The sequence below is a fragment of the Streptomyces sp. NPDC050703 genome (genome assembly GCF_040654435.1).
Taxonomy (GTDB): Bacteria; Actinomycetota; Actinomycetes; order Streptomycetales; family Streptomycetaceae; genus Streptomyces.
Genome location: NZ_JBFAHX010000018.1, coordinates 39,659 through 52,305, shown reverse-complemented (window position 1 = coordinate 52,305; position 12,647 = coordinate 39,659). Strand labels below are relative to the sequence as shown.

9 protein-coding genes are annotated in these 12,647 nt (G+C 74.5%); 2 read left to right on the top strand and 7 right to left on the bottom strand.

The window, feature by feature from the left end; genetic code table 11:
- The first annotated feature begins 31 nt into the window (after window positions 1-31).
- Window positions 32-3,076, top strand: a complete 3,045-nt coding sequence (locus AB0I16_RS18645; RefSeq protein ID WP_363250496.1) for a bifunctional [glutamine synthetase] adenylyltransferase/[glutamine synthetase]-adenylyl-L-tyrosine phosphorylase — start codon at window positions 32-34, stop codon at window positions 3,074-3,076.
- A gap of 64 nt (window positions 3,077-3,140) precedes the next feature.
- Here AB0I16_RS18645 and AB0I16_RS18640 read toward each other — a convergent pair whose 3' ends face one another.
- The 3 genes from AB0I16_RS18640 to AB0I16_RS18630 all read right to left on the bottom strand — a co-directional run bounded on the left by AB0I16_RS18640 (window position 3,141) and on the right by AB0I16_RS18630 (window position 6,844).
- Window positions 3,141-4,019 carry a phosphatase PAP2 family protein gene (locus AB0I16_RS18640; RefSeq protein ID WP_363250495.1) on the bottom strand — a complete coding sequence of 293 codons (879 nt, stop codon included), beginning with the start codon at window positions 4,017-4,019 and terminating at the stop codon, window positions 3,141-3,143.
- Window positions 4,020-4,123: 104 nt separating this feature from the next.
- Entirely contained in the window at window positions 4,124-5,149 is a 1,026-nt protein-coding gene (locus AB0I16_RS18635) for a LacI family DNA-binding transcriptional regulator (RefSeq protein WP_363250494.1), read from the bottom strand.
- 24 nt (window positions 5,150-5,173) lie between these two features.
- Window positions 5,174-6,844, bottom strand: a complete 1,671-nt coding sequence (locus AB0I16_RS18630; protein ID WP_363250493.1) for a glycoside hydrolase family 13 protein — start codon at window positions 6,842-6,844, stop codon at window positions 5,174-5,176.
- A gap of 330 nt (window positions 6,845-7,174) precedes the next feature.
- On the opposite strand from AB0I16_RS18630, the gene AB0I16_RS18625 reads away from it, so the two are divergent.
- Window positions 7,175-8,809 (top strand): SpoIIE family protein phosphatase, encoded by a 1,635-nt coding sequence (locus AB0I16_RS18625; protein WP_363250492.1) that lies wholly within the window; start codon window positions 7,175-7,177, stop codon window positions 8,807-8,809.
- On the opposite strand, the gene AB0I16_RS18620 is transcribed toward AB0I16_RS18625, so the two are convergent.
- The 4 genes from AB0I16_RS18620 to AB0I16_RS18605 form a co-directional block, all read right to left on the bottom strand.
- On the bottom strand, window positions 8,806-9,321 hold the full coding sequence (locus AB0I16_RS18620; protein ID WP_363250491.1) for a GNAT family N-acetyltransferase: 516 nt from the start codon (window positions 9,319-9,321) through the stop codon (window positions 8,806-8,808). The two genes, AB0I16_RS18625 and AB0I16_RS18620, sit on opposite strands and share 4 nt — an antisense overlap.
- 48 nt (window positions 9,322-9,369) lie before the next feature.
- On the bottom strand, window positions 9,370-10,059 hold the full coding sequence (locus AB0I16_RS18615) for a TetR/AcrR family transcriptional regulator (protein WP_363250490.1): 690 nt from the start codon (window positions 10,057-10,059) through the stop codon (window positions 9,370-9,372).
- 71 nt (window positions 10,060-10,130) lie between these two features.
- Window positions 10,131-12,053 (bottom strand): hypothetical protein, encoded by a 1,923-nt coding sequence (locus tag AB0I16_RS18610; RefSeq protein WP_363250489.1) that lies wholly within the window; start codon window positions 12,051-12,053, stop codon window positions 10,131-10,133.
- 56 nt (window positions 12,054-12,109) lie between these two features.
- Window positions 12,110-12,616 carry a tetratricopeptide repeat protein gene (locus tag AB0I16_RS18605; protein WP_363250488.1) on the bottom strand — a complete coding sequence of 169 codons (507 nt, stop codon included), beginning with the start codon at window positions 12,614-12,616 and terminating at the stop codon, window positions 12,110-12,112.
- Between the last annotated feature and the right edge of the window lie 31 nt (window positions 12,617-12,647).

Genomic DNA, 12,647 nt, shown 5'->3' with positions numbered 1-12,647 from the left:
CGGGGCCGGAGTGATCGAACGGAGGCTCGGCATGTCGCTGCCGCGGGAAGGGGAGGGCGCGAAGCGCCCGTTGCAAGGGGGGTGGCGGGAGACCGGGAGCCGCCGCAGCAGCACGTTCACACGGCTGCTGCGGCACGGCTTCACCGACCCGTCCGCGGCGGAGCGGTTCCTCGACGCGCCCGGCCTCGGTGCCGTCCGCTCGGACCCGCTGCTCCTGGACGCCCTGGGCGCCACCGCCGACCCCGACCTGGCACTGTTCGGCCTGGTACGGCTGGTGGAGGCGCAGGAGGACGAGCAGGGCAGGCGCGAACTGCTCGGCACCCTCGTCACCGCCAAGCCGCTGCGCGACCGCCTGCTCGGCGTACTCGGCGCCTCCGAGGCGCTCGCCGACCACCTGGCGCGCCACCCCCGCGACTGGCGGGCCCTCGCCGTCTACGAGTCCGTCGACCTCCACCCCGGGGTGGCGGACTTCGAGCGCGGCCTCGCCGACGCCACCGACCCGGAGTCGCTGCGCGTCGCCTACCGGCGCTGCCTCCTCGCCATCGCCGCCCGCGACGTCTGCGGCACCACGGACGTCGCCGAGGCCGCCGCCGAGCTGGCCGACCTCGCCACGGCGACGCTGCGCGCGGCGCTCGCCATGGCCCGCGCGGCGGCCCCCGACGACGCCGCGCGGTGCCGGCTCGCGGTCATCGCGATGGGCAAGTGCGGAGGCCACGAGCTCAACTACGTCTCCGACGTCGACGTCATCTTCGTCGGCGAGGCGGCCGGCGACACCGACGAGGGCGAGGCCCTGCGCGCCGCGACACGCCTGGCCTCGCACATGATGCGGATCTGCTCCGAGACCAACGTCGAGGGCACCATCTGGCCCGTCGACGCCAACCTCCGCCCCGAGGGCAGGAACGGCCCCCTGGTGCGGACCCTCAGCAGCCACCTCGCGTACTACCAGCGCTGGGCGAAGACCTGGGAGTTCCAGGCGCTGCTCAAGGCGCGGCCCGTCGCGGGCGACCCGGCGCTCGGCGAGGAGTACGTGGCGACGCTCGCCCCGCTGGTCTGGCAGGCCGCCGAGCGCGAGAACTTCGTGTCCGACGTGCAGAAGATGCGCCGCAGGGTCGTCGAGAACATCCCGGCGGGCGAGGTCGAGCGGGAGCTGAAGCTCGGCCCCGGCGGTCTGCGGGACGTCGAGTTCGCCGTGCAGATGCTCCAGCTGGTGCACGGCCGCGGCGACGCGTCCATCCGCAGCGGTTCGACGCTGGAGGCGCTGAAGGCGCTCGGGGCGGGCGGGTACGTGGGGCGGGTGGACGCGGCGCAGCTCGACGACGCGTACCGCTTCCTGCGCTCGCTCGAACACCGCATCCAGCTCCACAAGCTGCGCCGCACCCATCTGGTGCCCGAGGGCGACGCCGACCTGCGGCGCATCGGCCGCTCCCTCGGCATGCGCACGGAACCGATCACCGAGCTGCACCGCGCGTGGCGCAGGCACACCTCCGTGGTGCGCCGGCTGCACGAGAAGCTGTTCTACCGTCCGCTGCTCGACGCCGTCGCCCAGCTCGCCCCCGGCGAGACCAGGCTGAGCACGGAGGCGGCCCGCGAGCGCCTGGTCGCCCTCGGCTACGCGGACCCCAGCGCGGCCCTGCGCCACCTGGAGGCACTGGCCTCCGGCGTCTCCCGCAAGGCGGCCATCCAGCGCACCCTGCTGCCGGTCCTGCTCGGCTGGTTCGCGGACTCCGCCGACCCGGACGCCGGCCTGCTGAACTTCCGCAAGGTCTCCGACGCCCTCGGCAAGACCCCGTGGTACCTGCGGCTGCTCAGGGACGAGGGGGCCGCGGCGGAGAACCTCGCCCGGGTGCTCTCCGCCGGCCGCCTCGCCCCCGACCTGCTCCTGCGCGCCCCCGAGGCGGTCGCCCTGCTCGGCGACCGGCGGGGCCCGGAACCGCGCGGGCGCACCGCCCTCGAACAGGAGATCCTGGCCGCGGTGCGCCGCGCGGACGGTGCCGAGCAGGCGGTCGCGGCGGCGCGCGGGGTGCGCCGCCGCGAGCTGTTCCGCACCGCGGCGGGCGACCTCATCGGCTCGTACGGCACGGAGGAGCGCCCCGCGGAGGAGGACACGGGCACGCTGGTCGACCGCGTGGGCGCGGCGATCTCCGACCTCACGGCGGCCACGCTGGCGGGCACCCTGCGCGCGGTCGTCCGCGAGGGCTGGGGCGACACGCTGCCGACCCGCTTCGCCGTCATCGGCATGGGCCGCTTCGGCGGCCACGAGATGGGCTACGGCTCGGACGCGGACGTCCTCTTCGTCCACGAGCCGCGCGAGGGCGCCGACGAGCAGGAGGCCGCCAAGGCGGCGGCGAAGGTGGTCGCGGAGATGCGGCGGCTGCTCCAGATCCCCTCCGCCGACCCCCCGCTCCTCATCGACGCGGACCTGCGCCCGGAGGGCCGCAGCGGCCCCCTGGTCCGTACGCTGAAGTCCTACGAGGCCTACTACCGCCGCTGGTCGCTCGGCTGGGAGGCGCAGGCGCTGCTGCGGGCCGAACCGGTCGCTGGCGACGCCGGTCTGGGCCGCGCCTTCATCGACCTCGCGGACCCCCTGCGCTACCCCGCGCAGGGCTTCACCGAGGACGCCGTCCGCGAGATCCGCCGCCTGAAGGCCCGCATGGAGGCCGAGCGGATGCCGCGCGGCACCGACCCGACGCTCCACGCCAAGCTGGGCCGCGGCGGGCTCTCGGACATCGAGTGGACGGTCCAGCTCCTCCAGCTGGAGCACGGCCACGAGGTCCCCGCCCTGCGCACGACCCGCACCCGCGAGGCCCTGGCCGCGGCCCTGGCGGCGGACCTGATCCCGCCCCAGGACGCGGCGACCCTCGACGAGGCGTGGGTCCTCGCCTCCCGCGTCCGCAACGCGGTGATGCTGGTCCGGGGGCGGGCGGGCGACACGTTCCCCTCGGACGGCCGCGAACTGGCCGCGGTCGCCCGCTACCTGGGCTACGACCCGGGCCACGTGGGCGACATGCTGGACGACTACCGCAGGGTGACGCGCCGGGCGCGGGCGGTCATGGAGGAGCGGTTCTACGGGGGGTGAGGCTCCTCGGGCCGCCTCACCCACCGCGACGTCTCAGCACGGCACGCGTACGACGGCAGGGGGGTCAGCGCCCGGCCGGCAGCAGCCCCGGTTCCTCCCGCACCGTCACCTCGCGCGGCAGCGCGTACGGCGTCGCGCCGTACCAGAGGCGGGCGACCGCGAAGCCGAAGGCCAGGCAGATCATGCCGCCCACCGCGTCCAGCCAGAAGTGGTTGGCGGTGGCGACGATGACGACGAGTGTCGTCACGGGGTAGAGCAGGCCGAGGACCTTGGCCCACGGCACCGAGGCGAGCGCGAAGATGGTCAGGCCGCACCAGAGGGACCAGCCGATGTGCATGGACGGCATCGCCGCGTACTGGTTCGACATGTTCTTCAGGTCGCCGGAGGCCATCGAGCCCCAGGTGTGGTGGACCAGGACGGTGTCGATGAACGTGGAGTCGTTCATGAGGCGGGGCGGGGCGAGCGGATACAGGTAGTAGCCGACCAGGGCCACCGCCGTCGTCGCGAAGAGGACGAGGCGGGTCGCCGCGTACCGCCCGGGGTGGGCACGGAACAGCCAGACGAGGACACCCAGCGTGACGACGAAGTGCAGCGTCGCGTAGTAGTAGTTCATGCCGACGATCAGCCATGTCACCGAGTCCACGGCGTGGTTGACGCTCCGCTCGACGGCGATCCCGAGGTGCTGCTCCAGGTTCCAGAGCCAGTCCGCGTTCCGCAGCGCCTGGGCCTTCTGCTCGGGCACGGCGTTGCGGATCAGGGAGTACGTCCAGTAACTCACCGCGATCAGCAGGATCTCGAACCAGAGCCGGGGGCGGCGAGGGGCCCGCAGCCGGGCCAGACGCCGCAGCGGATTCCGCCCATTGCGGTCATCCCGCTCGCCCGCGATGGGTGATGAGGTGGGGCTCTGTCGGCCCTCAAGTGTCGTCACGGTCGTCTCACCCATAGGCACGAGTCTGCCAGATCCCCGCTCCTCGACCGATCATCCCCTGGTCGGGTTCGGCCCGCATTCTCTACGCCACGAGGACGAGCCGGCACCCCTGATGTTCCCTAGGGGCGCCTGGGCGCCGAGGCGGTTGAACCGCGAACCACCAGCTCCGGCATGAAGACGAACTCGCTGTGCGGGGCGGGGGTGCCCGCGATCTCCTCCAGGAGCGTGCGCACCGCCGCCTGGCCCATGGCCGGGACCGGCTTGCGGACCGTGGTCAGCGGCGGATCGGTGAACGCGATCAGGGGGGAGTCGTCGAAGCCGACCACCGAGACGTCGTCCGGCACCTCCAGGCCGCGTTGGCGCGCCGTCCGTATCGCGCCGAGCGCCATCATGTCGCTGGCGCAGACGATCGCCGTGCATCCGCGGTCGAGCAGCGCGCCCGCGGCGGCCTGCCCGCCCTCCAGCGTGTACAGGGAGTGCCGCACGAGGTCGGTCTCGGTCTCGTCGGGGGAGAGGCCGAGGCGGTCCTCCATCACGCGTACGAAACCCTCGATCTTCCGCTGCACGGGCACGAACCGCTTGGGGCCGAGGGCGAGCCCCACGCGCTCATGGCCGAGGGAGAGCAGGTGCGTGACGGCGAGGCGCATCGCCGCGCGGTCGTCCGGCGAGATGAACGGGGCGCGCACGTGGGGCGAGAAGCCGTCCATGAGCACGAACGGCACGCCCTGCGCCCGCAGCTTCTCATAGCGCTGCGTGTCGGCCGTGGTGTCCGCGTGCAGGCCCGAGACGAAGATGATCCCGGAGACACCCCGGTCCACCAGCATCTCGGTCAGCTCGTCCTCGGTGGAGCCGCCGGGCGTCTGCGTGGCGAGCACCGGCGTGTACCCCTGCCGGGTCAGGGCCTGCCCGATCACCTGCGCGAGCGCGGGGAATATGGGGTTCTCCAACTCGGGCGTGATCAGCCCGACGAGGCCCGCGCTGCGCTGCCTGAGCCGTACCGGGCGTTCGTAGCCGAGTACGTCGAGGGCGGCGAGCACGGACTGGCGGGTGGCCGCGGCGACGCCCGGCTTGCCGTTGAGCACGCGGCTTACTGTCGCTTCGCTGACCCCCGCCTGGGCTGCGATGTCGGCTAGCCGTGCGGTCACGGATTGGACTGTACCGGTCACGCCTCAGATCGCCCACCAGACGGCGGAATCCGCCGGAAGTACGGTCTCGTCCCCGCCCGGCGCGAACCCCGCGCCCGGCCCCCGGTCCACACCGGCGAGCAGCACGCTGCCGGGCGTGGGCAGTGTGACGGGGGACGAGGTGAGGTTCACCGTGCAGGCGAACGCACCGCCCGCGGCGGTGCGGCGGAAGGCGAGCACGCCATCGGGTGAGGGCAGCCACTCGATGCCGCGGCCCGCGCCGAGCGCCGGGTGCGCGCGGCGGATCGCCAGGGCCGCGCGGTAGAACTCCAGGGTCGACGCCGGGTCGCCGGTCTGCGCGGCCACCGAGAGGTCCCGCCAGGACTCCGGCTGCGGCAGCCAGCTCGGGCCGCCGTCGGCCGGGCCGAAGCCGAACGGCGGGCGCTCACCGGACCAGGGCAGCGGCACCCGGCAGCCGTCCCGCAGGCCGCCCTGGCCGGCGGTGCGGAAGAACGCCGGGTCCTGGCGCGCCGCGTCGGGCAGCTCGGTCACCTCGGGCAGGCCCAGCTCCTCGCCCTGGTAGATGTACGCGGAGCCGGGCAGCGCCAGCATCAGCAGCGTGGCGGCCCTCGCCCGGCGCAGACCGCGGGCCGCGTCGCCGCCCGAGAGGCGCGTCGAGTGACGTACGACGTCGTGGTTGGAGAGCACCCAGGTGGCGGGCGCGTCCACGGCGTTCATCGCGGCGAGGGAGCGGTCGACGACGGCGCGCAGGGCCGCCGCGTCCCAGCCGGTGGTCAGGTACGCGAAGTTGAAGGCCTGGTGCAGCTCGTCGGGGCGCAGGTACAGGGCGCTGCGCTCGACCGTGGGCGTCCACGCCTCCGCCACGGCGATGCGCTCGGAGCCCTCCTCGCCGGTGTACTCGTCGAGGATGCGGCGCCAGTCGCGGTAGACGGCGTGCACACCGTCCTGGTCGAAGTACGGCACGGACTGGCTGCCGAGCAGCTCGACCTGTTCCGTGTGGCCGATGTCCGGGAGCCCGGCCGCCTTCACCAGGCCGTGCGCGACGTCGATGCGGAAGCCGTCGACGCCCTTGTCCAGCCAGAACCGCAGGACGGAGCGGAACTCGTCGTGCACGGCGGGGTGGTCCCAGTTGAAGTCGGGCTGCTGCGGGGCGAAGAGGTGGAGGTACCACGCGCCGTCCTCGACGCGGGTCCAGGCGGGGCCGCCGAAGACGGACTCCCAGTCGTTGGGCGGCAGTTCGCCGTCCGTGCCCTTGCCGGGGCGGAAGTGGAAGCGGTCCCGCAGCGGGGAACCGGGCCCTTCGCGCAGCGCCTGCTGGAACCATTCGTGCTGGTCGGAGCAGTGGTTGGGCACCAGGTCGACGATGACGCGCAGACCGAGGGAGTGCGCCTCGCGCAGGAGGGCGTCCACGTCGGCGAGGGTGCCGAAGACGGGGTCGACCGCGCGGTAGTCCGCCACGTCGTACCCGGCGTCGGCCTGCGGCGACGCGTAGAACGGGGAGAGCCAGACGGCGTCCACGCCCAGGTCGCTCAGGTGGTGCAGCCGGGCCGTGATGCCGGGCAGGTCGCCCATGCCGTCACCGTCGCCGTCGGCGAAGCTGCGGGGATAGACCTGGTAGATGACCGCGTCCCGCCACCACTCCCGGGTGGGCGCGGAGTCGGTGAAGGTGTGGGCGGCGGTGACGTGCTGGGTCAAGGGAGCCCCTCGGGAGTGCGGACGGGAGTGCGCGGCGTACGTGCCGCCGGCCGGCGGGCCGGACACCTCAGTGAACGCCCGGCGGAACGCGAAGGTCACGAGGCCGTCGACCTCAAGCGGGCACGCCGGGCACGCCGGGCGCCGCGTGCGGCAGGCGAACGGAGGGGGGTGGAGATTTTACCGCCAAGGTCACCGCCGACGGGTCGAGTTCGGGGATCTTCACCGTTCCCGGTGCGACCAGGGCAGTCTGCCCCCGGAGCCGCCGAGGGCGCGCTAATTTGGTCGGGCAGGCTCACCGGGAGTCTGCCCTGACCTGCCCCAAGGGGCTTTGTGAACGCCAACGGCAAGGCAGACACCATTGTTCTGGTGGTCGACGACGTGGCCGCCAGTCGGTACGCGCTGGGCGCGGTCCTGCGCAGGGACGGTCACGAGGTCGTGCTCGTCGCCAGCGCGGCCGAGGCCCTCGCCGAACTCGACGAGCGCGGGCGCACGGGCACCCTCCCCGACGTGGCGCTCGTCGACGTGGGCCTGCCCGACATGAGCGGCTTCGACCTCTGCCGCCGCCTGAAGGAGTCCCCGCCGACCGCCTCGCTGCCCGTCGTGCACTTCTCGGCCGTCAAGGTCGCCCCCGCCGACCGGTGCCTGGGGCTCGACGCGGGTGGCGAGGCCTATCTGACGGTGCCCGCGGAACCCGAGGAGATCCAGGCCGTCGTCAGGGCCGTCGCCCGCGGGGCCCGGCACCGCAGCGACGCCGAGGCGGAGGCGGGGCACCTGACGCTGCTCGCCGAGACGATCCTCGACGTGCAGTCGGCCCGCTGCCCCAGCGAGCTGGCCCACGCGGCGGCCGTCGGCACCGGACGGCTCACCGACGGCCCCGCCGTGGCGTTCATCGTCGATGACGACGGCGCGGTCCACCGGGGCCTCTCCCGGCGCAGAGCCGCCGCCACCCTGCCCGACGACCGTGCGCACGACGCCGTGGCCCGCCTCGTCCTGCGCACCATGGCGGGCCGCGTGGGCATCCGCGACACCCTCGTGCCCGCCCCGCTCTGGCCGCCCGGCTTCTTCCAGGCCGTGCTGCCCGACGACACCGCGCCCGCGGGCGGCGCCCGCATCACCGTGGCCCGCAGCCGCGAGGGCTGCGCGCCCGTATGCCTCGCCGTCCCCTCGTACGTCCCCGTCGGCGACCCCGGGACCGCCCGGCTCGTGGGACGGCTCGCCCACGCCACGGCCCTCGCCGCCGAACGGCTGCTGATGTACGAGATGGAGCGGCACATCGCCCTCACCCTCCAGCGCAGCTTCCTGCCCACGAACGTGCCGCAGGCCCCCGGCACGGAAGTCGTCGTGCGGTATGAACCGGCCTCCAGCGACACGGAGATCGGCGGCGACTTCTACGCCGCGCTGCCCACCCCGGCGGGCGTGCTCACCGCCATCGGCGACGTGGTCGGCCACTCCCTGGAGGCGGCCACGGTCATGGTGGAGATCCGGCACGCGCTGCGCGCCTACTGCGTCGACGAGTCCGATCCGCGCACCCTCGCCCACCGCCTGGACAAGATGCTCCAGCGCTACCACCCCGACGCGACGACCACCCTCTGCCTCGCGCTCGTCGACCCCGTCACCGGACGCACCCGCGTCGCCAACGCCGGACACATCCCGCCGCTCATCGTCGACGACGCGGGCACCGCCGCCTACCTCAAGGCCAGTGGTCCGCTGCTCGGCCTCGGCCTCGACAGGCCGCCGCCCACCGAGACGGTGCTGCGCCGCACCGACCGGCTCCTCATGGTCACCGACGGCCTCATCGAGACCCGCGGCACCGACCTCGCCACGTCCATGGAGCACCTGCGCGGCGTCGCGGCCGGCGCGCCCCTCGGCGTCGCCGACCTCTGCGACACCCTGCTCGCCTGCTTCGGCCACGACAGCGACGACGACATGGCCCTGCTCGCCCTGCGCCTCACCGGCCTCGACTAGCCGAGCGGCTTCTCCAGGAGCAGCACGCCGTACGTACCGCCGTCGGCGGCGACCTTGCCCGGCAGCTCCCCGACGACCGCGTACCCGGCACCCTCGTAGTACGTCCGCAGGCGGGGGCTGGAGGTGACGCAGTCGAGCCGGCACAGCGGCCGGCCCGCCGCGGCGATCCGCCGCTCGGCCGCCGCCAGCATCTCGCGGCCGGTCCCCGGGCGTGCCCCGCGCCGCGTCATGAGCCGGTGCACGTACCCCGCCACGGGCGGCTGCGGCCCCCACGCGGCCTCGTCGTCCCACCACACCTCGTACGCGCCGACGACCTCGCCGCCCTCGACGGCGAGCCACACCTCGGCGCTGCCGGAGGCGATCAGCCGCCGGAAGTGCCGCTCGTCCTTCTCGCCCGGCTTCCACTGGTCGATGCCGTGCTCCAGCATCCAGCGGGCGGCACCCTCGTAGAGGCCGGTGAGGGTGGCCGTGTCGGTCTCGTCCGCACTGCGGAACGTCAGTTGCGCCGTCATGGTGATCACCGTAAGGGTGTCCGTGACAACGGCCGCACCCGCTGCTCGTCACGGCGCCAGCGCGGTCAGGCGGCCGAGGAGGTCGGCGAACGGGCCGTCGGAGGGCTCACCGGCCAGGTTCGTGCGGAGCAGCGCGGCCATCTCCTCGTCGTAGGCGGCGCTCACCGCGGCGAGGGCGGCGAAGTCGTGCACGAGCTGGAGTTCGAGCTCCGCGCGCGGGATGCGGCGCCCCTCCAGCCAGATCAGCGCCGTGGACTCGGCCAGGGAGATCCAGGACCGCACGACCAGTTCGAGCCTGGCGGGCGGGTCGGTGACCCCCAGGTGCGTGAGGATCTGGACGTACGCGGCCTGCCGCACCGAGTCGATCAGGGCGTTCGTGGCCGAGGAGCCGACGGCGGGGCCGCCGCGCATCAGCGCGGAGAAGCCGGGCCCGTGCTCGTCGACGAAGGACAGGAAGCGGCCCGTCACCCGCAGCAGCCGCGCCCCGAGCGGGCCCTCGTGCGGCTCCACGAACCGCTCGGCCAGGTCGTCGGCGGCCCTCCGCAACGCCGCCTCGTACAGGCTGAGTTTGCCGGGGAAGTAGTGGTAGACCAGTGGCCGCGAGATGCCCGCGGCCGACGCTATCTCGTCGATGGAGACGTCGTCGGGCGAGCGGTGGCTGAAGAGGTCGAGCGCGACCCCGATCAGCTGCTGCCGCCGCTCCTCGACACCCATCCTGCGGCGCACCCCGGTAGACATGCGAACACCCTACCGAGCGGAACCGGCCTTTCCGCGGGCGGCGGCCGGAGCGGTGCGGGGCGGGGGAGCGCCTACCGGAGCGTCGTCACCTTCGAGCCGTCCGTCAGGGTGCCCGAGAGGCGCGCCTGCGTGGTGCGCTCCGTCCTGACCGCGAGGAGGTTGCCCTCCGCGCGGGTGCCGCCGGTCGCGGTGACCGAGGTGACGTTCCCGCTGCCCGCGCCGAGGAGGTACCAGTTCCCCGCCCGCGACTTCCACAGGACGCCCGCGAGGACCTTCGCGTCCCTGGCCCCGCAGGCGAGGGAGTCCTCCGCCTTGGCGGCCACCGCGCCCGCGACCGCCCCCGCCGTCTGGAACTGGGCGAGCGTCCTGCTGCCCGCGCCCCGCCAGGTGTCGGCGCGGGTGCAGATCCACTGGGCGACGCCGTTGGCCTCGGGGAGCGCCTGGCGGGCGTACTGCCAGGAGTTCACCGAGCGCACGCCGTTGGAGCGGACCGAGGCCAGGGAGCACGCCGTCTTGGCCCAGTCGGCGGGCGTGGCGTCGCGCGGCGCCGCGGGGCGGCCCGCCGTCAGCCGGGCGGGGGTCAGCTCGCCGAGGTCGGTGGACGTGCGGACGGTGCCGTCGGCGCCGCGCAGCCGCAGCGCGTTCCACGAGGTGCACCGGCCGCTCGCCGGGGGCCCCGCGAAGGAGGCGGTGACGCCGTCCTTGTCGCGCTCCAGGGCGAGGGGCCGCCCGGCCGGCTTCAGCAGGTCGCCGACCGAGGCGGAGGCGACCCAGGGCGCCGTCAGATAGCGGACGTTGCCGTCGGTGCGGTTGACCACGATCGCGCCCGCCTCGGCGCCGGTCGCGCCGTCCACGCGCGCGAAGTCGAGGGCGGCGCCGCCCGTGCCCTCCCGCGGCTCCGCGTACCGCACGATGCGCAGGCCGTCGTAGAGCAGCACGACGCGCGCCGAGTCGACCTCACCGGCGTAGAGCAGCTGGGCGGGGCCGGGGGGCGCCCCGCTCGCGGTGCCCGGCGTGGCGGAGACCTGCACGGACTCGCCGGGGCGCGCCCAGACGGCGAGGGCGCGGCGCAGCAGGGCCTTGTCCTCGGTGAGCCCGCCGCGCGCGGGCCACGCGGAGAAGTCCTCGCGAGCGGAACGTTTCCACGCCCCCGCGGCGACGGTCGTGAGCCGGTCCGGGTCGAGCGCGGCCTGTCCCGCGGGGTTGCGCGCGTACGGGGGAGCGGCGGCGCCGTCCGGGCCCCAGCCGCCGCCCGGCATGCCGAGCAGCGCCCCGCAGACCACGGCGGCGGCGAGGGCGACGCCCGCCGCCTTCGCGTGCTGCCTGCGCCGCATCAGATCGGTCGGCCTCGCCTGCAGGGAGCAGGGGTCGAACTCGGGGGAGGCGAGCAGGGCCTGGCGCGCCTCGACCTCGTCGGCCTCCTCGACGGCGGCCCCGGGGTCCTCGCACCCGGCGGCGGTGAGCGTGGCGCGCACCCCGGCGTCGTCGAGGGACTCAAGGCCCCGCAGGACGTAGGCGGCGCGGGCGTCGGCCGAGAGCGCGGCGAGCCGCTGGTCCAGGGCGAGTTCGTCGGCCCCGCCGGAGCGCGGGAACAGCTGGAGTCCCCACACCTGCGGGAGCAGCGGCGGGAACTGGGCCCGCTTCGGCCACGCCAGGCGCTTCAGGGGGAGCCCGGCGTCGAGCGCGCCGCGCAGCACCTGGAGGCGGACGTACGCGTACCCCGCGTCGTGCGGGCGGTCGCCGCTCTGCTGGGAGGGGACGGTGACCGCCTGGCCCGCCCTGCGCCCGCGCGGCAGGGCGCGCTGGGTGAGGGCGTGGGCGGTCAGGACCCTGCGATTGCGGCCGAGGCCGGGCGGCAGCACCAGGTAGGCGAGCCGGACGAGCCGCGGGTAGTGCTCGACGAGGGCCGCCTCGGCCTGCTCCACGTCCACGACGGGAGCGGGGCCGCCGGCGGGCGGGGACTTCGGCTTCTCGGACTGCACATCAGACGACACGTTCAGCAGAACGAGCGAATCGTCCGTAGGTCACCTCAGGGCCATGCGCGGGGGGCTCACACCTGGTCCGGCTCCGCCACGAGGAGGTGGGCGTAACGCGCCATCGACCGCTGGTAGCGCGGCAGATGGGGTGCGAGGGCGCCCAGCACGAGGGAGAGCCCCTCGCGGTCACGGCCGAGACGGGACAGGCAGAGGGCGAGGACGGCACGGACCGCGTCGTCCAACTCGTCTGACGGGGCGTCGAGTTCGGGCGTCAGGAGCGCCACGCCCTCCTCGGCCCCGCCCGTGTTGCGCAGGGAGCTGGCGAGCTGGATGAGGGCGCGCCGCCTGCGGTAGGCGTCGAGGCCGCCCGCGAGGGCCTCCCGGTAGAGCGGCACGGCGCGGTCGGAGTGGCCGGTGGAGTCCCAGGCGCAGGCCTGCTCGAAGGCGCCGACGGGGTCACCGTCCGGCAGCTCCGCCACGAGGCCGTCGATCAGCGCGCGGAACCGTGCCGCGCCGTCCTCGCCGTAGGTGTCGATCGAGGCCCAGGCCTCGGCGAGCCGCTTTTCCCAGTTGTCGTCCACGGCCTCACCTTCGCACACGCGTCCCCCTGGG